Below are 22,456 nucleotides of genomic sequence, written 5' to 3' on the forward strand. Positions count from 1 at the left end.
CGATTAGCCCCCTGCGATTGCTTGAAAGAGAGAGATTTGATCACCTTCATTTAAACCGAATTGTGACCATGAACCGCGACTGATAACGCGCTGATTAACCGCCACTGCACTGCCATTGAGCGGTTTTTCTAATAATGTTAATAACGCATTGATATTACAATTTTCAGCAACTTCAATTGGTTGCTCATTGACAAATATTTTCATCTAACTTTTCCCACAGACGCGACATTGAGGATCTTTATTGATCACAAAGGTTTGCCAATCGAGGCTTTTCGCATCAAATAATTTCAATTTATTTTTAATACCAGAAGGCAAACCAAGGAAATGTTTAATCGCTTCCAGCGCTTGCAAGGTGCCAATAGTGCCAACAACGGGGCCTAACACACCAGAATTACTACAGTTGAGTTGCGCTTCTTCACTAGAGGGAAAAAGACAATGGTAACAAGCAGCGTCATCGTGGCGATGGTCAAAAAACATTAACTGTCCTTCAAGGCGGATCGCAGCCCCGACGATTAACGGTACTTTCGCCTCTACACAGGCAGCGTTGATGATCTGCCTTGTCGCCATGTTATCGCTACAATCGAGCACCAGATCCACCATCATTAACTCCATCGCTAATTGCTCTGCGGTCATTTTTTGCTTAATGGTGCGCACTCGAATTTGTGAATTTAAGTGCTGCAATCGCTGTTTAGTAACAACCACTTTTTCAGCATTAATATCACTCTCTTGATAGCTTATTTGCCGTTGCAAATTACTCATTTCGATATGATCAAAATCATTTAACACTAAATGACCAATCCCAGCAGCAGCGAGATAGAGTGCAGCGGGTGTCCCTAGTCCACCCAGACCAATAATCAACACCTTAGCGTTTTTTAGCTTCTGCTGACCAACGTCTCCCACTTCCTGTAACAATAAATGGCGGCTATAACGGATCGTTTCTGCATCAGATAACATATTCTGCTCCAATCAAATTATTGCATAATTTCATTAAATTCCCTGACCACTCGCTCGGGATCATCACTTAACGTAATGGCAGTCACTACCGCGATACTGCCAACGCCACACTGCCAGACCGCGCTCGCTCGCTCCAGATTAATGCCACCAATGGCAACGGTAGGCGTATCTGCAAGCAAATGGGCATAGTTCGCTAACCGAGTTAGTCCCTGTGGATTAGAGGGCATCTCTTTGGTTTGTGTGGGAAAGATATGGCCGAGCGCAATATAACTTGGCTTTAATTGCTGCGCTCGCAACAACTCATAATATCCATGCGTACTCAGCCCTAAACGCAAACCTGCATCGGCTATTTGCACTAAATCAGCAACGTCGATATCTTCCTGACCAAGGTGTACCCCATAGGCACCATGCTTAATGGCGAGTTGCCAATAATCATTAATAAATAGGCGGGCATTATATTTTTTCCCCAGCGCAATGGCGGCAATCACCTGCGCCTCAACCTGCTCTGGCTGTTTATCTTTGATACGCAGTTGTAGTGTTTTTACGCCCATTTTTAAGACGCGCTCGATCCACTCGATGCAATCTAAGACGGGATACAAGCCAAGCTTTAAGGTCTGACAAGAGGCAAAACCGTGGCCCGCTTCTAGCGTACCGGGTAAATCTAACTCATAACCTATCTTCGACTCAGGCAAAACCACGTCAGGGAAATCGGCGCGTTCCCTTGGCCAACCTAAATGCGCGACGCTCCCCTCCCCTTTGCCAAGCGCCTTAGCTCCTTTCAGCCCTTGATTAAGATAGGCTTTGGCAATCACTAAGGCATCTTCGATAACATAATCTAAGGCGATAGATGCAGCAATGGCACTGGATAACGTACAACCACTACCATGTGTGTGAGCCGCCTGTATACGCGGACTGGTTAAGGCAATTTCCCGTTCACCATCACACCAATAATCGAGCGCGATAGCATCAAAGAGCGGAAAATGGCCGCCCTTAATAAGCACACTTGCACAGCCCATCGAGATTAATTTATTGGCAGCCGGTTTTAAGGACTCTCCAGAAATCAAAGCATGCCCCGATAGCGCTAATAACTCGTGACCATTAGGGGTTAGCAGATCCACTTGCGCTAATAAGTGCGCTTTAATATAGGCGTTAATCCCCTCTTCCACCATATTATCCCCCGTCGAGGCAACAGCAACGGGATCGTAGATAACAAAGGGCTTGTTAGACCATGTCTGTTTATAAAAAGCGAGTTTTTCCGCTAAAATTTTGACCTGTTCGATGGTTGCGATTAATCCGATTTTAATCACTTTAGCGGGCATATCTTCCGCCAAGCAATCTAACTGTTCAGTGAACATCTTATCGGAAACCGCTTCAACTAAACTCACCATAGTCGAGTTTTGTGCAGTAACAGCACTGATCACCGAACAACCAACAACCCCTAAATCGTGAAAGGTACAAAGATCCGCTTGGAGCCCTGCACCTGCGCTGCTATCGGAGCCAGCAATAGTCCAAACAATGTTATTCATAATAGGCCTTACTCATTAAACCTTATCTGATATATTTCAGCCCCTGAGTCAGCAAACTCCTTGGCTTTTTCTGTCATGCCCTGTTGCGCTGAAACGGTAACCGTTTGATCAAGTAATTGAATGGAGATCTCACCATCATCTAGCTTTTTGCTAAAATCGCGCACATCTTGGGTTATCTTCATGGAGCAGAATTTTGGCCCACACATGGAGCAAAAGTGCGCCACTTTGCCGGACTCCTTCGGCAATGTCTGATCATGGTATTCCTGAGAAGTAACAGGATCTAAGCTGAGATTAAACTGATCCTGCCAGCGGAATTCAAAACGCGCCTTAGACAAGGCATTATCACGAATTTGTGCGCCCGGATGCCCCTTCGCTAAATCCGCTGCATGGGCAGCTAATTTATAGGTCACTAGCCCCACTTTAACATCATCTTTATTGGGTAATCCTAAATGCTCTTTAGGGGTGACATAACAGAGCATGGCACAGCCATACCAACCAATTTGCGCCGCACCGATAGCCGATGTAATGTGATCGTATCCCGGTGCAATATCCGTGGTTAATGGCCCTAACGTATAAAATGGTGCTGCAAAACAATCTTTAAGCTGTTTATCCATGTTCTCTTTGATCATCTGCATGGGGACATGACCGGGGCCTTCAATCATCACCTGAACATCGTATTGCCACGCCACTTTGGTGAGTTCACCTAATATTTCTAGCTCAGAGAACTGCGCCTGATCGTTGGCATCAGCAATCGATCCGGGACGTAAGCCATCCCCGAGGGAGAGTGCCACGTCATATTGCTGGCATATTTCACAAATTTCACGGAAATGTTGGTAGGCAAAATTCTCTTTATGGTGCGATAAACACCATTTAGCCATGATCGAACCTCCGCGAGATACTATCCCAGTCACCCGTTTTGCCGTCATCGGTACAAAGCGTAATAACAGACCAGCATGAATGGTAAAGTAATCAACCCCCTGTTCGGCCTGTTCGATTAAGGTGTCACGAAACACTTCCCAAGTGAGGTTTTCAGCAATGCCATTGACCTTTTCCAACGCTTGATAAATGGGCACAGTACCAATTGGTACTGGCGCATTACGCATGATCCACTCTCGGGTTTCATGAATATTACGCCCCGTTGATAAATCCATCACCGTATCACCGCCCCAAAGCGTTGACCAAACCAATTTTTCCACTTCCTCTTCAATGGATGAAGTGACCGATGAGTTACCAATGTTGGAATTCACTTTTACGAGGAAGTTACGACCGATAATCATCGGCTCTAACTCTGGATGGTTAATGTTGGCAGGAATAATGGCGCGCCCTTCCGCAACCTCCTGACGCACAAATTCAGGGGTGATCGCCTCCTGTAGATTTGCACCAAAGCTGTATCCAGGATGCTGGAAATGTAACGCCTCACATTTCACGCGATCGCGTCCTTGATTTTCACGAATGGCAATATACTCCATTTCAGGGGTTATAATGCCCTGACGCGCATAATGCATTTGGGTAACACATTTACCTTTTTTCGCACGCAATGGTTTTGGCAAGTTTGCAAAACGCAGCTCATCTAAACTTTCATCGGCTAAGCGCGTTTGTGCGAATGTTGAGCTTAAAGAGTCGAGTTCTTCAACATCATCACGTGCTTCAATCCAACTTTTTCGTAACTTAGCAAGACCTTTATGAACATCAATAACCGTGTTTGGATCGGTATAGGGGCCAGAGGCATCATAAACGGGAATCGCTTCGTTTTTTTCATAAATGGGCTGTTCTTCACTTCCCCCTACGAAGGTATCCGCTTGCAGAATTTGTCGCATCGCCACTTTAATAGGATGGATTTTTCCATCAATATAGATTTTCTCTGAATTTGGATAGGATTCATTATTTAAATTATGAATATAATCCTGTGCGGCTTGACGAGATTCTCGACGAGATAAGTTGTTACGACTAGACGTTTTTAGATTTGAATTTACGGTGTTTGACATAGCATTCTTTACCTTAACATAAATAAAAGTTGATAAGAGTGCTTGACGAAAGATTGTGGAAAGAGTAAAAAACTGAGAATGACCCATTATTTTTTATGCTTGTTCCCTTCGTAGGTACTAACCTAATCAGGTTCCACGGATTCCACGTTAATGATAATTAAAACTAACTATCAAGATATACCCTACATAAGATGACGAGTATAGTGGTCTCAGCCCAAGGGCGCTCCGACAAGAGCCCCTAGTATAGAAGAAAATTTATAGCAGTGGAACCGTATTAGTTAATTGTATGTAAATTAAAATTTATTATTAATACGCGTTAATAAATTCATCAACTGCGCTATCTCTTCTTCCGTAAAATCAGCTGTTAACTCTTCAGTAAGTTTCTGATGTAACTGATCATGTTGCAAAAATAGATTATGCCCCTGATCACTAAGTTCGACTAGGATCGAGCGGCGATCGCTCTCATGGGCAACGCGTCGCACTAAATCAGCAGCGACGAGCTTATCCACTTGCACCGTTAATGTTCCCGTCGTCACCCCTACTTTACTCGCCAAAGTTTTCATTGGCATGGCACCGAAGATCCCTAATATTTCCACGGCATGTACCAAGGTTAAAGTGAGACCATTATCTTTTACCGTATTCGCCTCCCAAGCAGAGAGCTTTTCATAAAACTCGATAAAAGCGTGATTCAATTTTTCGGTTATTGTTTTCATCTATTTCATCTCTTGTAAACATTCATCTTGAGTACATTGGTTCACTTCAATTGTGAGATGACTCAAGCGCTCAAATTGATTGAGTAGTTCTTGATAATATTGTGTAGTAAATGGTCGGTGCGATACGATGGATATAACCGCAGCATAGTGGTCAGCACTCACAGACCAAATATGAATATCAGCAACTTCATGGTCATGATGCTCTTCTATTACCTTAATAATGGCACGTTGATACTCAGGTTCAATGCTTTTATCCAATAGTATCGGCGCTGTCTGCTTTAAAAGTCCCCATGACCAACGGGTAATAATTAATGCGCCAACGATTCCCATCAGTGGATCTAAACTATTTAAAGCAAAGTATTTACCCATCAATAATGCAGCAATCGCTAATACAGAGGTTAACGCATCCGCCATGACATGAAAATAAGCCGCGCGTAAATTATGATCCTGTCCATGATGGTGATGAGCATGATGGCTATCTGCATGTGAATGGTGCGTGTGAGTATGACCATGTGCATGATCATCCTTTAATAAAAACACACTAACGACATTGACTATCAAGCCAATAACAGCGACCCAAATAGCTTCTTGGAAATGTATTTGTTCGGGGTTAAAAAGTCGTACAGCCGATTCAACCGCCATAATCAAAGCAACTAAACCTAATGCAATCGCACTGGTAAACCCACCAAGTACACTCACCTTACCCGTACCAAAGGAGAATTGTGGGTTATTATTATGATTACGCGCATAGGCATAGGCAAACAAAGTAATTAAAAATGCAGCGGCATGCGTGCCCATATGCCAACCATCGGCCAACAGAGCCATTGAACCGTAAATGCTCCCAGCGATAATTTCTGCCACCATCGTAATAACGGTCAAGTAGAACACATACCAGGTGTTACGTTCCCCTCTATTATTGCTCGCTGAAAAATTATGTTGCTGCTGCCATTTACGGTGAGCCGCTGTTAGCTTCGTCATCTGCTTTCTCTTTAGTTTGATTTGCATGTAATTTGATTTTCAAACTATATTAAAAGCGAACTATTATTACAACCATTTATTATCAATCGCAAATCATAAAATTAACCGTAATGACTCTTCAGCGCTTGCTCACGGGAGAGCTTTGCTATTGAATAGAGACATCACTATTTTATCTAAAATTATCAAGGAGATTTCATGGGTCGTCATAAGATCCCACGCAATATTTGTGGAACCCCAGCCGATAGTTGTTTTAAACCAAACGGCATCCCGATAAGTCAATTACAGCAGCTACACCTAGCACTAGATGAATTTGAGGCATTACGCTTAGTTGATTTAGAGGGATTACAACAACAAGAAGCCGCCATTGTGATGGGTATATCACGACAAACTCTCGCTAATTTAGTGAAAAAAGCACGAGCTAAAGTAGTCGACTGTTTAGTCAATGGCAAAGCATTAATCATGCATCCCCATGATGACAAAGAATAACTGATCTTAACCATTTATTTATTGCATATGCTATATTTGAGTGCTATATATAGCATATGCCAATTAAATAAATCTGTTTATTTATAATATTGGCTATTTTCAACCACCTATTACAAGGAATAAATTCAATGAAAACAGCCATTCCAATGAAAGATGATCGTATTGCTAGCCATTTTACCAAAGCTGACCATTTTATTTTCTTAGACAAAAATGGTTCAATCCAAACAACCAAGAAAAATCCAGCCTTCGGCGCAGATTGCTGCGGTAAAAGTGCGCTACACAAACTACTTACAACAGAGCAAACGCAACGCGTCATCGTTCGCAACATTGGCCAACGCAGTTTGGCTAAACTGTTACAAGCGGGAATACAAGTATTACAAGCTGAAAGTGGCCATTTTGATAGCGATATATTCAATACAAACGGCTTAATAGAACTGATCGATGCACAACAGGGAAGAGAGCCCCTCACACACAGAGCTAAAAAAACCAATTGTTGCGGCGATTCACAAGAGCCTAAGCATCATCACGGAAAGTGTTGCCATAGAAAGCATAAAAATGGCCCTAAATCGGCCATCAAAAATAGCTGCTGCCATTAATTAGGTTCTTGGATTTGATATAAGCGATGTTGTTCACAGCTAGTTTCACAATCACAACTTCGCTCTATTTGTAAAGTAGCTAATCCACCACAACTCCCTTGTAACTGCTGACGGTTAAATATAACACCAATGGCCATGGCTAAAATAACCAATAAAAAAATAACGAATGTAATAATTAATTCCATAATTTCTCCTAACGTTGACATTTTATACTACTTCTTACAATTAATAGCATATGCTAAATATTATTCTATAACGTATGCAAAAGGAGAGCAAAGTGAGTAAATCAAAAAATAGATTATTGAAAATGCTCCAATCACATTATCCGAATTTAAAAAACGATGATTTAATGCCTATTAATAAAAACGCAAGCCATAAACATTGTATGTTGTGTGGTTTACAGAACCCGCTCGGTCTTAAGCTAGCGTTTTTCTACACCGCAGATCAAAAGGTATGGTCACATGCAATGGGTGAGTTTCACCACCAAGGTTACACCGGTATATTGCATGGGGGATTTCTAGCCGCATTGCTTGATGCCGCTATGTGCCAAGCTATTTTCAATCAAGGTATAGAAGCAGTCACCGCAGAGATAAAGATTCGATATTTACATGAAGTACCTGCCAATAGTCAGGTTTTAATTAGCGCTAAAGTATTACCATCACGCCACCCCCTCTATAATGTTGAGGCACAACTTTATGTTCAAAACAAATTAATGGTCAAAAGTAGTGCACGTTTTATGGACAAATTATTTGCGAAGCCTAAACATGAGTAAAGCAGACATTAGACTAACCATCTTAGCGGATAATATCGCGCAGTCAGGATTTATAGCCGAACATGGCTTTGCACTCTTAATTGAAAGTAACAAGCAGCGTTTTCTGTTTGATACTGGGCAAGGAGAAGCTCTTTTTGAAAACGCTAATAGATTAAATATTGTATTAACGGATCTCGATGGCATTATTCTCAGCCACGGTCATTTTGATCATGGTGGTAATATTAAAAAATTATTACATGACAATCCCAATACCACCTTATATTTACACCCTGATTGTTTACAAATACGCTATTCGATACATCCTAACAAAGCAGTTCGCGTCATTTCATTAACAGAGGAAACTCTCGCAGCTATCGAGCAATTTCCCGCTGAGCAAAAAGTCTTTAATAAATCCATTACACAAATAACTGAGCAACTTTTTATTAGTGGTGAAATACCGCGTATCCATAATGAGAATGGAAAAAAGACGCCATTTTATTTAGATCCATTTAAACAGACGCTGGATAAACTGCTTGATGATCAAAGCCTATGGATTGAGACTACAACAGAAGTCATTGTCATATCTGGCTGCTGCCATGCAGGTGTGATTAATACCTTAACGCATATACAACAGAATAATCATCAGAAAAAAACGACAACGCTATTGGGTGGATTACACCTACACAATGCGGACAAAAACAAACTAGATAACACCATTAATTACTTGCACGAAACAAACATATCTAAACTTTATCTCGCACATTGCACAGGAGTAGAGTCTAGCCAATATTTAAAAAGTCAATTTAATGGTACGGTGAAAAGTTGTTATGCAGGTTTAACATTATCTATTCAATAAAAATAAAAAAGCCCCTGCTATTTTCATAGCAGGGGCTTACAGATAACAACTTAGTTAAGAAAAATTATTTCTTAGCTGCAGCCGCTTTCTCTGCTTTAACTTTTTCAATTACGCCTTCAGCAACGCTGTTAGGACAAGGCATGTAGTGTTTGAACTCCATAGAGAACTGACCACGGCCTGAAGTCATCGTACGTAGTGACCCAATGTAACCAAACATTTCTGAAAGTGGCACGTCTGCTTTAATACGCACACCTGTTGCACCCGCTTCTTGACCAGAGATCATACCACGACGACGGTTAAGGTCACCGATAACGTCACCAACGTGATCATCAGGCGTAAATACGTCTACCGCCATGATTGGCTCTAGAAGTTGTGCACCCGCTTTAGGGATAGACTGACGGAATGCGCCACGTGCAGCTAATTCAAACGCAACTGCAGATGAATCCACGGCGTGGAAACCACCATCGTAAAGTTCAATTTCAACATCTAATACAGGGAAACCAGCTAGTACACCCGTTGCCATCATGCCTTCGAAACCTTTCTCGATCGCAGGGAAGAACTCTTTTGGTACGTTACCGCCAACAACTGTTGATTTGAATACAAAACCAGAACCAGGCTCTCCAGGTCTAATACGGTAATCGATTTTACCGAATTGACCAGAACCACCAGATTGTTTCTTGTGCGTGTATGAGTCTTCAACAGCTTGTGTGATAGTTTCACGGTAAGCAACCTGAGGCTCACCTACGATTAAATCAACACCGTAAGTACGTTTTAAGATATCTACTTTGATATCTAAGTGAAGCTCACCCATACCAGAAAGAATCGTTTCGCCTGAATCAATATCAGTTTCAACACGGAATGTTGGATCTTCAGCAACCATTTTACCGATAGCAATACCCATTTTCTCAGTTGAACCTTTATCTTTAGGTTTAACAGAAATTGAGATAACTGGCTCAGGGAATACCATTGCTTCTAGAATGATTGGATCTTTTGGATCACATAGTGTGTGACCTGTTTGAACATTTGTCTTCATACCAACGATAGCGATAATGTCGCCCGCTTGTGCTGAAGTTAATTCTTTACGATCATCCGCTTGCATTTCAACCATACGACCAACACGCTCAGTTTTACCTGTTGCTGCGTTCATGATGGTATCGCCTTTCTTCAGTTTACCTGAGTAGATACGTACGAAAGTCAATGCGCCAAAACGGTCATCCATGATTTTGAATGCTAGAGCTTTCAGTGTTTCGTCAGCAGATACTGTTGCAACACGACCTGTTGGTGCACCTTCTTCATCGGTAAGCGGTTGTGGATCAACTTCCATTGGGTTTGGTAAGTAATCAACAACAGCATCAAGAACAAGTTGAATACCTTTGTTTTTAAACGCAGAACCACAGTAAGTTGGGAAGAATTCCATTGTACGTGTACCTTTACGGATACAACGTTTGATCTCTTCTAGAGAAGGCTCAACACCCTCTTCTAGGTACGCTTCCATTAGGTCATCGTCTTGCTCTACGGCAGTTTCGATTAGTTTTTCACGGTATTCTTCAACCATGTCAACCATATCAGCAGGCACATCTTTAATTTCAAAGTTTTCAGGAAGACCTGTCTCATCCCAGATGTGTGCTTTACGCGTAAGTAGGTCAACAACACCACAGAATTCATCTTCGATACCGATTGGTAACACCATTACTAATGGGTTAGCAGCAAGCACTGTTTCAGTTTGCTTAACAACACGGAAGAAATCAGCACCCATACGGTCTAATTTATTTACGAAGATAATACGTGCTACTTCTGAGTCATTCGCATAACGCCAGTTAGTCTCTGATTGAGGTTCAACACCACCGCTACCACAGAATACACCGATACCACCATCTAATACTTTAAGTGAACGGTAAACTTCTACTGTAAAGTCAACGTGTCCAGGAGTATCGATAACGTTTAAACGGTGGTTGTTCCAGAAACAACTTACCGCTGCCGATTGGATAGTAATACCGCGCTCAGCTTCTTGTTCCATGAAGTCAGTAGTAGATTCGCCATCATGAACTTCACCAGTTTTATGGATAGTACCAGTAAGTTTTAGGATACGCTCTGTTGTAGTGGTTTTACCCGCATCAACGTGCGCGAAAATACCAATATTTCTGTATTTTGTTAAATCTGTCATTTTTTATACTCTGTTTAGTAAAAAATCGAAACCAATATTCCCGGCGCATTATACAATTTTTAAAGTTAAACAGAACACAGAATTAAGAATAAATATAAAATTTGTCTCTTTTTTCACCATTATTTTGATTGATTTTTAAAAAAAGGCCTTTTTTTAGCAAATTTGCGGCTATTTTTCCGTTGTCTTACCGATAAATGACAAACGGACTAAACAACGCAGCGATTAAAAATTTAAGAAACTGGGATTAAGAGCAATGCAAACAGCAGTGCAAAGACAAAACTGCTAATCGCTGTGTTTTTTAATTCTTGATTAAAAATATCGCCATCTCGACAATCTCCATTAATTGCAACAGATAACCGTAAACAACTTTTACTAAATGGGATCAATGTTAATAAAAAAAGATATTGCCATGCAGCGACATCAATTAAGGTACATAGATATAGGCATGCCAATAACTGGCCGGTAAAAAGTAAAAAAAGATGGTATATGTATGCCTTTCGTCTCCCCCACAATACAACCAGAGTTATTTTATTGGCCGCCTTATCATTAAAGACATCGCGCATATTATTAATATTAAGCACTGCCGCTGAGAGCATACCGATACTGCATGCGGGTAGCAGTAAGCCATAATGAAAGGTATGTGCGTAAAGGTAATAACTACCAATCACACCTAACAGACCAAAAAAAATAAAAACAGATAGATCCCCTAATGCACGATATCCGTAGGGTAACTTCCCCATGGTGTAGGTAATTGCCGCAGCTAACGCTAATACCCCTAATGCAAGAAACAACAGCCAACTGGTTAAGTCGTTACCTAAGGCAATAAATAAGAGACTCACACCGCTGCAAATAGTCACAACAACGGTAATCAATATTGCCCGTTTCATGCTCTTTTTACTAATAACCCCCGTTTGCATTGCCCGAGTAGGGCCAACACGAAAGTCATTATCCGCACCGCTAATTGCATCACCATAATCGTTAGCAAGATTCGATAAAATTTGTAATAACAAGGCGGTGATCAATGTAAAAGTAAAAATAACGGGATCAAAGATGTGCGCTTGGGCAGCAAGGCCTGCCGATAAAATAATAGAAGCCGCTGCCAGTGGCAAGGTACGTAACCGTAGTGCGCTTATCCAAATTACAAGCTTGTTCATTAACTTTTTCCTAATTTCTAACTATGCAGAAGCATTTAATCGCGCTACATTAACAAACCTGAATCTACAATAGCAAACTGTTATCATCAACGCATCTTGTCACGGAACACAACCTAACAAACATGATTAGTTTTATTAAACAGCAATTACACCTTTTCGCTAAGCAACATGGAGAGACACCCTGTGACAATTTAGTGATTTCATTACCTCTGTTCGATTTACTCGCATTTTTAAAAGGTCAAACATTAGCCCCATCACCCATTTACCCGAGTATCTATTGGCAAGATAGAAATCAACAACAAACGATTGTCTGTTTAGGACAAATCGAAGAGCATTATTGCGTGCCCAACGTAACAGATCCACAAGCTTGCTATTTTGGCGGTTTAGCCTTTCAACAACAAGGGGAACAGTGGCCTGATTTTCCAGCGGTTCGTTTCATTCGCCCGGCATTGGAATTTAAACAATACGCAGATAAAGTAACATTAACCTGTCACTTTAATGGGCAGAATGGCATTCACAGCACCGATGCATTAGTTACACAATTACAGACTATCGCCCCCTTAAGTAAAAATCACAGCACCATATTGTCTCGTACGGAGCGGCCCAATCAACAACAATGGGCTGATTTAGTCGAACTGGCTATTGAATACAAAGCATTACTCCCCAAGGTAGTGCTATCGCGGCAGACGGAAATAATCTGTGCAAAAAAAATTAACCATGTTGATTTATTAGCTGAATGGCAAAAGGCCAATAAAGCGAGTTTTCATTTTTCTTTTCAATTTTCACAAAAACATGCCTTTATTGGCTGCTCACCGGAACGGCTTTTTTGCCGTAATGGTAATCAACTTAATACGGAAGCGTTAGCAGGTACTATCAACCGTGGTCGTAATGAAAAAGAAGATCAATTTTTATTACAAAGCCTGTTAACGGATAAAAAAATCGACCGTGAAAACTATTTGGTACAAGAATTTATAATTGCCAATCTCAAACAACTTAAAGCGACGGTCTGCTGTGATGATGCTCGGGTGATGCAACTACAGAATGTACAGCATTTGTGTGTCCCTATTAAGGCAACCCTCGCAGCTAACACCAATGATGCAAGTCTACTCCATAAGTTGCACCCCACCCCCGCGGTTGGCGGTTCACCAAAACATCCCGCCCTACAATTCATTAACGACAATGAACCCTATATACGTGGTTGGTATGCAGGGGCCGTCGGTTATTTGAGCGCACAGAAAAGTGATTTTAGTGTCGCAATTCGTAGTGCCTTAGTAAAAGATAACAAAATTAAACTCTTTGCAGGTGCGGGGATTGTCACGGGCTCTATCGCACAACAAGAATGGCAGGAGCTCGATAATAAAATTCATACTATATTAACTATTTTATCGTCACAACAATAAGTAGAACGCGATGCAGACTCCTTGTCACCAAAACAATTCATTTCCAACGCACTTTGCCAATATTAATCAACTATGGGCAACTCTTTTTATTGAGGAGTTGGTCCGTAATGGTATTCGTGATTTTTGTATTGCACCCGGCTCTCGTTCAACACCACTTACTCTTGCCGTTGCGACCCGTAGCGATGTCAACACACATCTCCATTTTGATGAGCGAGGACTCGGCTTCCTCGCATTAGGGATCAGTCAAGCCACTAACAAACCAGTTGTAATTATCACGACATCAGGTACTGCCGTTGCCAACCTCTATCCGGCGGTGATTGAAGCGAGACAAAGTCAGCACCCTTTAATCATTCTTTCCGCTGACAGGCCGCCACATTTGCTCGATTGCGGCGCAAATCAAGCCATTGACCAGTATGCTATTTTTGCCAATTACCCGATATTTTTTAAACAACTGCCCATGGCGACATTAGAGATAACGCCCTGTTACCTATTAACAACCATTAATCAAGGCCTCGCCAAACAACAGAGTAGCCCAGCCCCCATTCACTTTAATATTGCATTTTCAGAGCCCCTTTATCCGCGCGAAGAGCTGATTAATTATCAAGATTATTTAGCCCCTTTACAACGTTGGTTAACAAACTCAATCCCCTTTACCTCTTATATGCAAGATAACGTTAGCGATAGGCTCGACACGAGAGAACACCGTTCAGGCAAAAAAGTACTGATTATTACAGGACGTTTGACCAATAAAGAACAAGCATTACAAATTGCTCAGTTTGCCAAGCTTAATCATTACCCCTTGTTTGCCGACATTCAATCGTCACTTGCAAAGCATAATCAACAGATTACCTATTATGACCTACTCTTGCTCAATCCAAGCTTTACAACAAAGTTAGCAGAAGCTGATATCATCATTCAATTTGGCGATCAAATAGTCAGCAAACGATTAGGGGAGTTTATTACACAATTCACGGGCGAATATTGGCTAATTCAAGAGGGTAACCAGTGCATCGATCCTCATCATCAACTGCAACAACGATTTAACTGCACAAGCAGCGAATGGATTAATCAGCAGAGCGCGTTAACTGCAAGTAACGTCAACTGGCTGACTAATTTAATAGAATATGATCTACAAATAACAGAAAACCATATATCACCATTGCTTAACTCCTCTGTTTTTTGCGAAATAAATATTACCCATCAACTCGGTAAACTGATCGGCAAAAATAATTCGCTCTTTATTGGTAATAGCCTGCCAATCCGTATTGCCGATATGTTTATGAGCCACGATGAAATTGATATATTCACTAATCGCGGAGCAAGCGGTATCGATGGTTTAGTCGCAACAGCTGTCGGTGTTGCGAAAAATCATGGGTGTACAACCACACTATTACTGGGTGATACTTCGTTTCTCTATGATTTGAATTCATTAGCACTGTTAAAACAGTTACACTCGCCTTTTATCATTGTTGTTATCAATAATGATGGCGGTGCTATATTTAATCTTTTACCCGTACCCGAACAACATAAACAAAGGTTTTATCAACTTCCCCATGGTTTAACCTTTGCAGACACCTGTAAACAATTCTCTATCGATTATTATCAACCAGCACATTTGCAAGAATTCCAACTCTGTTATCAAAAAGCAGTAAAGAATAGAGCATCTTTAATTGAGATTTGTGTAAAAAACGAGCAAACTAGCAAACAACTTGAACAACTCAAAGAGCAGCTTAAATATGCCACTTTTTTATAGAGTAGATGGTCAACGAAGTAACCCTACCTTGGTTTTCTTACATGGTTTTTTAGGTAATAGTGATGATTGGAATGAAACCATTACTCAGCTTAAGGAGCGATTTTATTGCATTTGCATAGACTTACCTGGTCATGGCCACTCTATCGCCACAAATGCCCCCATCGAAAATGGTTTTGCACATTGCCATCGTTTAATCAAAAAATGTTTACAAGAATTACAAGTGACGACATTTACTCTCGTCGGCTACTCCCTTGGTGGACGTATTGCACTAGATTACGCGCGCACTCAAAAAGATGCTAACTTACAGCGCCTTATTTTGGAATCCTCGCATATAGGCTTACACTCTGAAGCTGAAAAAAAAGTCCGCTATCAACACGATAAAAGTTGGGCAAAGCGCTTTGCCACGCAGCATATAGAGCAAAGTTTATATGAGTGGTATGAACAGAGTCTATTCGATAACCTATCTCCGCAGCAAAAAGACGACATCATAAATAAACGGAGCCAAAACTATGGCGTCTGTTTAGCGGGCATGCTGCTTTCGACAAGCTTAGCAAAGCAAGACCATAGCTGGGATTACCTGCAAAACAATAGTCAAACTACATCGCCATTACCTATCGACTATTGCGTGGGTAGTGAAGATAAAAAATTCATCGCACTTGCGAAACAATTAACTTCCTTTAACTGTGTTAATATTATTGAGTTCAACGGTGTCGGTCATAATATTCATCAACAGCAACCGCGACAATACGCCCAATTTATAATAGATAATATACATAAATAACTAATAACGAATAATATTCACCCTTACTTTCCACAGCTAACAGATAATAAGAGAAAATGATGCCTGAACAAGATTTTTATGCACCGATAACCTGGCAAGATAGTGGCTTAAACTTTACCGATATTCTTTACCATAAAGCCGAGGGGATTGCTAAAATCACCATTAATCGCCCACAGGTCCGTAATGCTTTTCGTCCACAAACAGTCAATGAAATGATGCAAGCGCTCAGCGATGCTCGCTACGATGAAAAAATTGGCGTGATTATATTAACAGGACAGGGCGACCTTGCCTTTTGCTCCGGTGGCGATCAAAGCGTGCGCGGTGACTCAGGTTATCGCGATGAGACTGGTGGGCATCATCTAAATGTACTTGATTTCCAACGTCAAATCCGCACTTGTCCAAAACCAGTTATTGCCATGGTAGCAGGGTATGCCGTCGGTGGTGGCCATGTTTTACATATGATGTGTGATTTAACTATCGCAGCGGATAACGCAAAATTTGGGCAAACTGGCCCCAAAGTTGGTTCTTTTGACGGTGGCTGGGGCGCTAGCTATATGGCACGTATCGTCGGACAGAAAAAAGCACGCGAAATTTGGTTTTTATGTCGTATGTATGATGCCAAAGAGGCTCTTGATATGGGCTTAGTCAATACCGTCGTGACACTCGCCGATTTAGAAAAAGAGACGATAAAATGGTGCCGCGAAATCTTGCAAAATAGCCCAATGGCATTACGCTGTTTAAAGGCAGCACTCAATGCAGATTGTGATGGGCAAGCTGGACTACAAGAACTTGCAGGTAATGCAACTATGCTATTCTATATGAGTGAAGAAGGGCAAGAAGGTCGAAATGCCTTTAATGAAAAGCGTAAACCTGACTTTACCAAGTTCCAACGTAATCCATAAGCATTAAAAGAAAGTGGCTAATTTAATCAAATTTCAATAGCCTTAAGCTATCAATTTAATTGAAATAAACGATTCGATTATTAGTGATTTTTCACGCATGCTATAAAACATAAACATATTACTTAATCAACAGAGGGAAATATCATGGTATTAGTAGGCAAATCAGCTCCTGATTTTACAGCGGCAGCAGTATTAGGTAACGGCGAAATTGTAGATAGCTTTAACTTAAAAGCTTTCGCACAGGGTAAAGAAGTTGTTATATTCTTCTATCCTCTTGATTTTACATTTGTATGTCCTTCAGAGCTAATCGCTTTCGATAAACGTTTTGGTGAATTTCAAGCACGTGGCGTTGAAGTTATCGGTATCTCAATTGATTCTCAATTTACACATAATGCATGGCGTAACACGGCTATCAATGATGGCGGTATTGGTGCTGTTCAGTACCCACTCGTTGCAGATGTTAAACATGAAATATGCCAAGCATACGATGTTGAATTAGCCGATGCAGGCGTTGCACTACGTGGTTCTTTCTTAATCGATAAAAACGGTATTGTTCGTCATCAGGTGGTTAATGATCTACCACTTGGACGTAATATTGATGAAATGTTACGTATGGTTGATGCATTACAATTCCACGAAGAGCATGGCGAAGTTTGCCCGGCACAATGGGCAAAAGACAAAGCTGGTATGGAAGCTTCTCCAGAAGGTGTGGCTAAATACTTAGCGGATCATAACGACGACCTATAATGGTTATCTATTGTTTTATTTAGCTAAAAAAGGCCTCATGCTATGAGGCCTTTTTTGTATGCTGCGAATCATTGCCCAGCTTTACTTTAATGATGAATAATAAGCCGCTATATTTGCCATATCTTCATCTGAGAGCATATCAGCTTGTGGTTTCATAATCGCAGACATCCCCCCTGACGTTGACCCGATTTATAGGCCTTTAAAGCAGATACAAGATAAGCCTCTTGTTGCCCCTTTAAATTAGGATAAATCGGCACCGCAGAGATGCCATCAGCACCATGACAAGCAGCACAAATAGCTGATTTCGCTTTCCCCAACTCAGCGTCAGCAGCAACGCAAAGCATGGGTGAAAGCAACATTATTGATGCAAGTAATCGTTTTTTCATTCGAGCTCCTTTCTCTATTTTTAACAAAAATTAACGAATGTGGTACAACGCGTTAATTTTATCCAGATTGTCAAAGTTCATTTCAAGATCCTTTAAACGGCCATCTTTCACGGAATAAACTAGACCATGCACAACTAATTCCTGCCCCCTTGCCCAAGCTTCTTGCACACAGGTGGTATGACAGACATTTTTTGCCTGTTCGATAACATTCAGCTCGGTCAATAAATCCAACCGTTGTTCATCACTCATTTCAGCCGATAACTGATCACTATGTTTAACATAAATATCTTTAATATTACGTAACCAGCCATCGATTAAATCATAGGACTGCTTTTGCATTGCGGCTTTGATCCCACCACAATCGTAATGGCCCGTAACAATAATATGTTTTACTTTTAATACATCAACGGCATATTGAATCACTGACATACAACTTAAATCAGTATGTATCACTAAGTTGGCAATATTACGGTGGACAAAAATATCGCCCGGCATCAAATCTAATAGTTGATTCGCGGGAACTCGACTATCCGAGCAACCGATCCATAAATAATCTGGGGATTGTTGATTCGCTAACTGTGAAAAAAACGTTGGGTCTTCTTCATTTATTTTTGCAGCCCATTCTTCATTTTGCTTTAATAGATCACTTAATAAGCTCATAATTCTTCTCTATATAATTTAATTATAATAAGTTAGCAGGATATTTATGCTTATACCATATCAAGAACTAAGTTCAGAGGCATTAGATAATTTAATTGAATCTTTTATTTTACGAGAAGGGACAGACTATGGTGAGTTCGAAATTTCTCTCATCGAAAAGAAGCATTCAATCTTGCAACAGCTAAAACAAGGTTGTATTGTAATACTCTATTCGCAATTGTCGAATAGTGTCACCTTAATCGATAAGGATGATTTAAAAAAACAACAATGATTAATATTAAAAAATAACGGATTATATTCACAAGCTTTTTTCACTAAATCTATTAGTTCATTTTCAAGAAAAGCCTTTGTAAAAAGATAAGTTTGTTGATGAAGATCTAATTTCTGCAGTGACAAAAGCCGATAAGTGTTATCGGACGCATCTAAAAAGAGATACAATCTCTTGGTTAGTGCCACGTCATAAATAATAACAAGAGATAGCTCATTAGCTAGTCAATACCTAATTAAAGGAATATTATGATCATTACCAAACCTCAAGCAGACCCAACATTAGAGTGGTTTTTATCACACTGCCACACACATAAATATTCAGCAAAAAGTATGCTTATACATGCTGGAGAAAAAGCAGACACTCTTTATTTTATTGTAAAGGGTTCGGTAGCCGTTGTGATCAAGGATGAAGACGGTAAAGAGATGATTTTATCATATCTAAACCAAGGTGATTTCATTGGCGAATTAGGCTTATTTGATAAAGAAGAAAACCCGATTCGTAGTGCTTCTGTAAAAGCGAAAACATCTTGTGAAGTTGCAGAGATATCCTACAAAAAATTCACTCAGCTGATCACCGTAAACCCAGAAATTTTAATGCGTTTATCTCGTCAAATGGCTAATCGTCTACAGATCACGAGCCAAAAAGTTGGCAACCTCGCTTTCTTAGATGTAACTGGACGTATCGCGAATACTTTACTTGACCTTGCTAAACAACCCGATGCCATGACTCACCCTGATGGCATGCAAATTAAAATCACACGCCAAGAAATTGGTCAAATTGTTGGTTGCTCGCGTGAAACGGTTGGTCGAATCTTAAAAATGCTCGAAGACCAAGGCTTAATTTCAGCCCACGGTAAAACCATTGTGGTATTTGGCACCCGCTAATTAAAAGTGCGCAGACCAAGCAACAAAAACCGCTTAATATAGCGGTTTTTTTATATCCTTTAATAACAATCCGCATAAGTTATGAGTGATTATTTACTTTCACAGCACAAAACTAACGCTTTCATAAAGATAAAGTACTAACAATATTTATCTAAACTGCCACAACCGTTATAATTTAATATAATCAACAAACACGACCATACTTATTTAGGCTTACTCATGAGAAAAATAATAAAACCTATTTCTAGGGAAGATAATTTCTATTACATGCTAATCAGCCTGATACTTTTACTTTTCTCTAATGCCTGCATTGAACAATTTTTTCTTGATTCTCTATTTATTCATGAATTATTTACCCTATTAACCATCACCTCTATGTCCATATCCATTTTCGGTTTACGTTCCAGCGGCATCGCGTTTAAATCGGCAATCGGGTTAATTATCACGATTATCGTAATGACAACGCTAATCACAAACTTTAGGGAAGCCGACCTCGCTATTACACAACTTGTTTTAATGTTAATATTTTTTTCCATGCAGATAAAATTAGCTATACAACAAGTACTGTTTTCCAGCGATAAAATAACAGGGAATAGTTTAGCGGGCTCAATTTGTATTTTTTTATTGTTAGGCATTATTTGGCTGCTACTCTACTCAATCACCATTGAATTAATGCCTAACTCATTCTCCGGTCTACCGCAAGATACATGGCCAGGTAATTTCTCAGGGATCATCTATTATAGCTTTGTTACCTTAACCACATTAGGCTTCGGCGATATATTACCGCTCTCTCCCACTGCACGTTTCTTAACCTATATGGAAGCCATTGTGGGTGTCTTTTACATGGCAATCTTCGTTTCTAGTTTAGTGGGTGCAGCAATGCAGCGTAAAAGCTAGACCGTATGTTTTATGAAGGGAGAGAAAAACGTTTAGAAATAATTATAACTGGGCATAACCTACTAGAATATTCAGAGTCATTTTGGATAGAGATGGTCAGTGAAGCGAATACCAATATCCTTTCACAAATTAAAAATAAACATATTAGTGCCTATTTATTATCAGAATCGAGCCTATTTGTTTGGCATAATAAAATTTTGCTCATCACCTGCGGTAACACGCATTTAGTGAAAGCGGCACAATATTTCCAAAAAAAAATCCCCAAAAAGAATATTATTTCATTACTATTTCACCGCCACCAAGCGATACAGCCAAATCGACAAAAAAGTAGTTTTGAACAAGATAGTCAACTTTTAACGGCAGATCTTAATGGTATCACTCAGCACTGGCGAGGCGATTATCGAGGCGATCTATTCTATTTTACAAATAAAGAGCCTAACTCCGATTACAAACAAATCTTAATGTGTCATAACTTAACAGGTGAGTTAACGGAAAAGGCGCAATCCGGTTTACTTTCAACGGCAGAGATGGAGAGTTATCTCTCCATTAATTGCTTTTTCGACGACCTTATCATTGATCAATTTACCTTTGAACCTAAGGGCTATTCATTAAATGCGGTCTGCGCAAATGACTACTTAACTATTCACCTTACTCCTGAAAAGTTAAGTAGCTATCTAAGTGTGGAAACCAGTTTTAACAACGCTAACAGCAAGGCACTGATGGCGCATATTGTAAAACTATTCAAACCACAACAGAGTCATTTAATGTGTTTTAACTCAACAGAGCAAAGTGCGTTACAGATAAGTTTACATCCCCACTAACCCCTTCCCTGGTGTGAAGAAATAGTTAAGGATTCAATAAAAATACCGCCTGTACCCTGTCCGTTAAGGTCATTTTTTTCGACTGGTAAGTTGCTTCAGCTTGCTCATCTTGCATACTTTTCATCATCATCATCGGCTGCACATAATTATTCTGATAATTAATCGAATAGATCTGACCCAATTTAGCTCCGTAGGCGGTAGCTAACACCTCCGCTTTCATCAATGAATCCTCTATGGCCATTTGTCTAATCTTTGCTCGCCATTGCTCCGGTGAAGCTAAACTATATTCCAATGCATTGATTGACTCTATTTGAGACGATAAAACCGTATCTAAAAAGCGATTTAACCCATCGATGTTCGTTAACAGATAACTTAAATCACGTATTGCGCGTATTCCGACTAAGGTACGTTTCCTATCGTCATATTGATACTCTTCACCACTATATAGATCAGCCCTTTGTAAAAGCGCCGTATCAAATCCAGCTGCTTTTAAATTAGCCAACAAAGCCTCAACTTGTGAATCAACCTTCATTTTTGCTTCTTTGGCATCTTTTTCTAGCGCTTGGGCGCGAAACTTAATAGTCACTTGATCAGGCATAACAGCCAAGGAAGCAATACCAGTCACTGATATAGAAGGCTGATTAGGCAATGCCTCAGCGGAAGTTGAAGTGGATACAATAAAGGTTAACAAAACAATACAGTAATTAATCACTCGCATAATAAGCCTCTCATTTTCTCATGGTAATACCAATTCCGGTGAGTATGTGATCTAGATTTTGCGCAGGAAAAAC

Annotated in this window: 25 protein-coding genes and 1 riboswitch; of the genes, 13 read left to right on the forward strand and 12 right to left on the reverse strand. The window is 40.3% G+C overall.

Annotation, left to right across the window (positions count from 1 at the left end; genetic code table 11):
• Positions 1–3: 3 nt before the first annotated feature.
• The 6 genes from thiS to dmeF form a co-directional block, all read right to left on the reverse strand.
• The gene (thiS, locus tag AB2N10_RS10670) at positions 4–204 is read right to left on the reverse strand and encodes a sulfur carrier protein ThiS (RefSeq protein ID WP_354623567.1); all 201 of its coding nucleotides are present in this window, start codon (positions 202–204) and stop codon (positions 4–6) included.
• Positions 205–954, reverse strand: a complete 750-nt coding sequence (locus AB2N10_RS10675; protein ID WP_354623568.1) for a HesA/MoeB/ThiF family protein — start codon at positions 952–954, stop codon at positions 205–207.
• 17 nt (positions 955–971) lie between these two features.
• Positions 972–2,480 carry a thiamine phosphate synthase gene (thiE, locus tag AB2N10_RS10680; RefSeq protein WP_369433829.1) on the reverse strand — a complete coding sequence of 503 codons (1,509 nt, stop codon included), beginning with the start codon at positions 2,478–2,480 and terminating at the stop codon, positions 972–974.
• A gap of 8 nt (positions 2,481–2,488) precedes the next feature.
• Positions 2,489–4,465: a phosphomethylpyrimidine synthase ThiC gene (gene thiC / locus AB2N10_RS10685; RefSeq protein WP_354623569.1), complete on the reverse strand. Its 1,977-nt coding sequence runs from the start codon at positions 4,463–4,465 to the stop codon at positions 2,489–2,491.
• 86 nt (positions 4,466–4,551) lie between these two features.
• Positions 4,552–4,703: riboswitch (TPP riboswitch) on the reverse strand.
• A 55-nt stretch (positions 4,704–4,758) separates the two neighbouring features.
• A complete protein-coding gene (locus AB2N10_RS10690; RefSeq protein WP_354623570.1) occupies positions 4,759–5,178 on the reverse strand; it encodes a MarR family transcriptional regulator in 420 nt (139 codons plus the stop codon).
• Complete coding sequence (dmeF, locus tag AB2N10_RS10695; protein WP_354623571.1) at positions 5,179–6,156, reverse strand: CDF family Co(II)/Ni(II) efflux transporter DmeF; 978 nt, start codon at positions 6,154–6,156, stop codon at positions 5,179–5,181.
• 195 nt (positions 6,157–6,351) lie between these two features.
• Between dmeF and AB2N10_RS10700 the strand changes: the two genes are divergently transcribed.
• Both AB2N10_RS10700 and AB2N10_RS10705 read left to right on the forward strand, forming a co-directional pair.
• Complete coding sequence (locus AB2N10_RS10700; RefSeq protein ID WP_354623572.1) at positions 6,352–6,642, forward strand: DUF134 domain-containing protein; 291 nt, start codon at positions 6,352–6,354, stop codon at positions 6,640–6,642.
• A gap of 128 nt (positions 6,643–6,770) precedes the next feature.
• The gene (locus AB2N10_RS10705) at positions 6,771–7,238 is read left to right on the forward strand and encodes a NifB/NifX family molybdenum-iron cluster-binding protein (RefSeq protein WP_354623573.1); all 468 of its coding nucleotides are present in this window, start codon (positions 6,771–6,773) and stop codon (positions 7,236–7,238) included.
• Here the strand turns inward: AB2N10_RS10705 and nqrM are convergent.
• Positions 7,235–7,423, reverse strand: coding sequence for a (Na+)-NQR maturation NqrM (nqrM, locus tag AB2N10_RS10710; RefSeq protein WP_354623574.1), 189 nt, complete (start codon positions 7,421–7,423; stop codon positions 7,235–7,237). The two genes, AB2N10_RS10705 and nqrM, sit on opposite strands and share 4 nt — an antisense overlap.
• 92 nt (positions 7,424–7,515) lie before the next feature.
• Here nqrM and AB2N10_RS10715 point away from each other — a divergent pair, with 92 nt between their 5' ends.
• Positions 7,516–8,010 (forward strand): hotdog domain-containing protein, encoded by a 495-nt coding sequence (locus AB2N10_RS10715; RefSeq protein WP_354623576.1) that lies wholly within the window; start codon positions 7,516–7,518, stop codon positions 8,008–8,010.
• Positions 8,003–8,845, forward strand: a complete 843-nt coding sequence (locus tag AB2N10_RS10720; RefSeq protein WP_354623577.1) for an MBL fold metallo-hydrolase — start codon at positions 8,003–8,005, stop codon at positions 8,843–8,845. The genes AB2N10_RS10715 and AB2N10_RS10720 overlap by 8 nt, the downstream gene beginning before the upstream one ends.
• Positions 8,846–8,909: 64 nt before the next feature.
• Here the strand turns inward: AB2N10_RS10720 and fusA are convergent, their stop codons facing one another.
• Together fusA and menA are read right to left on the reverse strand one after the other, a co-directional pair.
• A complete protein-coding gene (fusA, locus tag AB2N10_RS10725; protein ID WP_354623578.1) occupies positions 8,910–11,009 on the reverse strand; it encodes an elongation factor G in 2,100 nt (699 codons plus the stop codon).
• Between the two features lie 230 nt (positions 11,010–11,239).
• Entirely contained in the window at positions 11,240–12,163 is a 924-nt protein-coding gene (gene menA / locus AB2N10_RS10730; RefSeq protein WP_369433830.1) for a 1,4-dihydroxy-2-naphthoate octaprenyltransferase, read from the reverse strand.
• A 122-nt stretch (positions 12,164–12,285) separates the two neighbouring features.
• Here menA and AB2N10_RS10735 point away from each other — a divergent pair, with 122 nt between their 5' ends.
• The 5 genes from AB2N10_RS10735 to AB2N10_RS10755 all read left to right on the forward strand — a co-directional run bounded on the left by AB2N10_RS10735 (position 12,286) and on the right by AB2N10_RS10755 (position 17,746).
• Positions 12,286–13,563 (forward strand): isochorismate synthase, encoded by a 1,278-nt coding sequence (locus tag AB2N10_RS10735; RefSeq protein WP_354623580.1) that lies wholly within the window; start codon positions 12,286–12,288, stop codon positions 13,561–13,563.
• 10 nt (positions 13,564–13,573) lie between these two features.
• Positions 13,574–15,316, forward strand: coding sequence for a 2-succinyl-5-enolpyruvyl-6-hydroxy-3-cyclohexene-1-carboxylic-acid synthase (gene menD / locus AB2N10_RS10740; protein ID WP_354623581.1), 1,743 nt, complete (start codon positions 13,574–13,576; stop codon positions 15,314–15,316).
• Positions 15,300–16,097 carry a 2-succinyl-6-hydroxy-2,4-cyclohexadiene-1-carboxylate synthase gene (gene menH, locus AB2N10_RS10745; RefSeq protein WP_354623582.1) on the forward strand — a complete coding sequence of 266 codons (798 nt, stop codon included), beginning with the start codon at positions 15,300–15,302 and terminating at the stop codon, positions 16,095–16,097. The genes menD and menH overlap by 17 nt, the downstream gene beginning before the upstream one ends.
• Before the next feature lie 59 nt (positions 16,098–16,156).
• Complete coding sequence (gene menB, locus AB2N10_RS10750) at positions 16,157–16,999, forward strand: 1,4-dihydroxy-2-naphthoyl-CoA synthase (RefSeq protein WP_354623583.1); 843 nt, start codon at positions 16,157–16,159, stop codon at positions 16,997–16,999.
• A 141-nt stretch (positions 17,000–17,140) separates the two neighbouring features.
• Positions 17,141–17,746, forward strand: coding sequence for a peroxiredoxin C (locus tag AB2N10_RS10755; RefSeq protein ID WP_354623674.1), 606 nt, complete (start codon positions 17,141–17,143; stop codon positions 17,744–17,746).
• 152 nt (positions 17,747–17,898) lie between these two features.
• Here the strand turns inward: AB2N10_RS10755 and AB2N10_RS10760 are convergent, their stop codons facing one another.
• Both AB2N10_RS10760 and can read right to left on the reverse strand, forming a co-directional pair.
• Positions 17,899–18,132, reverse strand: coding sequence for a c-type cytochrome (locus AB2N10_RS10760; RefSeq protein ID WP_354623584.1), 234 nt, complete (start codon positions 18,130–18,132; stop codon positions 17,899–17,901).
• A 30-nt stretch (positions 18,133–18,162) separates the two neighbouring features.
• Positions 18,163–18,792, reverse strand: a complete 630-nt coding sequence (gene can / locus AB2N10_RS10765) for a carbonate dehydratase (protein ID WP_354623585.1) — start codon at positions 18,790–18,792, stop codon at positions 18,163–18,165.
• A 46-nt stretch (positions 18,793–18,838) separates the two neighbouring features.
• Between can and AB2N10_RS10770 the strand changes: the two genes are divergently transcribed.
• The 4 genes from AB2N10_RS10770 to AB2N10_RS10785 all read left to right on the forward strand — a co-directional run bounded on the left by AB2N10_RS10770 (position 18,839) and on the right by AB2N10_RS10785 (position 21,665).
• Positions 18,839–19,063: a YheU family protein gene (locus AB2N10_RS10770; RefSeq protein ID WP_354623587.1), complete on the forward strand. Its 225-nt coding sequence runs from the start codon at positions 18,839–18,841 to the stop codon at positions 19,061–19,063.
• Positions 19,064–19,305: 242 nt separating this feature from the next.
• Positions 19,306–19,947, forward strand: a complete 642-nt coding sequence (gene crp / locus AB2N10_RS10775) for a cAMP-activated global transcriptional regulator CRP (protein WP_354623675.1) — start codon at positions 19,306–19,308, stop codon at positions 19,945–19,947.
• 219 nt (positions 19,948–20,166) lie between these two features.
• Positions 20,167–20,844 carry a potassium channel family protein gene (locus AB2N10_RS10780; RefSeq protein WP_354623588.1) on the forward strand — a complete coding sequence of 226 codons (678 nt, stop codon included), beginning with the start codon at positions 20,167–20,169 and terminating at the stop codon, positions 20,842–20,844.
• Between the two features lie 5 nt (positions 20,845–20,849).
• A complete protein-coding gene (locus AB2N10_RS10785) occupies positions 20,850–21,665 on the forward strand; it encodes an S-adenosylmethionine decarboxylase (protein ID WP_369433831.1) in 816 nt (271 codons plus the stop codon).
• A gap of 25 nt (positions 21,666–21,690) precedes the next feature.
• Here AB2N10_RS10785 and AB2N10_RS10790 read toward each other — a convergent pair whose 3' ends face one another.
• Positions 21,691–22,383: an SIMPL domain-containing protein gene (locus AB2N10_RS10790; protein ID WP_354623591.1), complete on the reverse strand. Its 693-nt coding sequence runs from the start codon at positions 22,381–22,383 to the stop codon at positions 21,691–21,693.
• Between the last annotated feature and the right edge of the window lie 73 nt (positions 22,384–22,456).

Source organism: Psychromonas sp. MME1, from assembly GCF_041080865.1.
In the GTDB taxonomy this organism is placed as follows: domain Bacteria; phylum Pseudomonadota; class Gammaproteobacteria; order Enterobacterales; family Psychromonadaceae; genus Psychromonas.

Coding starts and splice junctions, on each gene's coding strand:
- thiS (WP_354623567.1), bottom strand. CDS start 204: ATGAAAATATTTGTCAATGAGCAACCAATTGAAGTTGCTGAAAATTGT.
- AB2N10_RS10675 (WP_354623568.1), bottom strand. CDS start 954: ATGTTATCTGATGCAGAAACGATCCGTTATAGCCGCCATTTATTGTTA.
- thiE (WP_369433829.1), bottom strand. CDS start 2,480: ATGAATAACATTGTTTGGACTATTGCTGGCTCCGATAGCAGCGCAGGT.
- thiC (WP_354623569.1), bottom strand. CDS start 4,465: ATGTCAAACACCGTAAATTCAAATCTAAAAACGTCTAGTCGTAACAAC.
- AB2N10_RS10690 (WP_354623570.1), bottom strand. CDS start 5,178: ATGAAAACAATAACCGAAAAATTGAATCACGCTTTTATCGAGTTTTAT.
- dmeF (WP_354623571.1), bottom strand. CDS start 6,156: ATGACGAAGCTAACAGCGGCTCACCGTAAATGGCAGCAGCAACATAAT.
- AB2N10_RS10700 (WP_354623572.1), top strand. CDS start 6,352: ATGGGTCGTCATAAGATCCCACGCAATATTTGTGGAACCCCAGCCGAT.
- AB2N10_RS10705 (WP_354623573.1), top strand. CDS start 6,771: ATGAAAACAGCCATTCCAATGAAAGATGATCGTATTGCTAGCCATTTT.
- nqrM (WP_354623574.1), bottom strand. CDS start 7,423: ATGGAATTAATTATTACATTCGTTATTTTTTTATTGGTTATTTTAGCC.
- AB2N10_RS10720 (WP_354623577.1), top strand. CDS start 8,003: ATGAGTAAAGCAGACATTAGACTAACCATCTTAGCGGATAATATCGCG.
- fusA (WP_354623578.1), bottom strand. CDS start 11,009: ATGACAGATTTAACAAAATACAGAAATATTGGTATTTTCGCGCACGTT.
- menA (WP_369433830.1), bottom strand. CDS start 12,163: ATGAACAAGCTTGTAATTTGGATAAGCGCACTACGGTTACGTACCTTG.
- AB2N10_RS10735 (WP_354623580.1), top strand. CDS start 12,286: ATGATTAGTTTTATTAAACAGCAATTACACCTTTTCGCTAAGCAACAT.
- menD (WP_354623581.1), top strand. CDS start 13,574: ATGCAGACTCCTTGTCACCAAAACAATTCATTTCCAACGCACTTTGCC.
- menH (WP_354623582.1), top strand. CDS start 15,300: ATGCCACTTTTTTATAGAGTAGATGGTCAACGAAGTAACCCTACCTTG.
- menB (WP_354623583.1), top strand. CDS start 16,157: ATGCCTGAACAAGATTTTTATGCACCGATAACCTGGCAAGATAGTGGC.
- AB2N10_RS10760 (WP_354623584.1), bottom strand. CDS start 18,132: ATGAAAAAACGATTACTTGCATCAATAATGTTGCTTTCACCCATGCTT.
- can (WP_354623585.1), bottom strand. CDS start 18,792: ATGAGCTTATTAAGTGATCTATTAAAGCAAAATGAAGAATGGGCTGCA.
- AB2N10_RS10770 (WP_354623587.1), top strand. CDS start 18,839: ATGCTTATACCATATCAAGAACTAAGTTCAGAGGCATTAGATAATTTA.
- AB2N10_RS10780 (WP_354623588.1), top strand. CDS start 20,167: ATGAGAAAAATAATAAAACCTATTTCTAGGGAAGATAATTTCTATTAC.
- AB2N10_RS10785 (WP_369433831.1), top strand. CDS start 20,850: ATGTTTTATGAAGGGAGAGAAAAACGTTTAGAAATAATTATAACTGGG.
- AB2N10_RS10790 (WP_354623591.1), bottom strand. CDS start 22,383: ATGCGAGTGATTAATTACTGTATTGTTTTGTTAACCTTTATTGTATCC.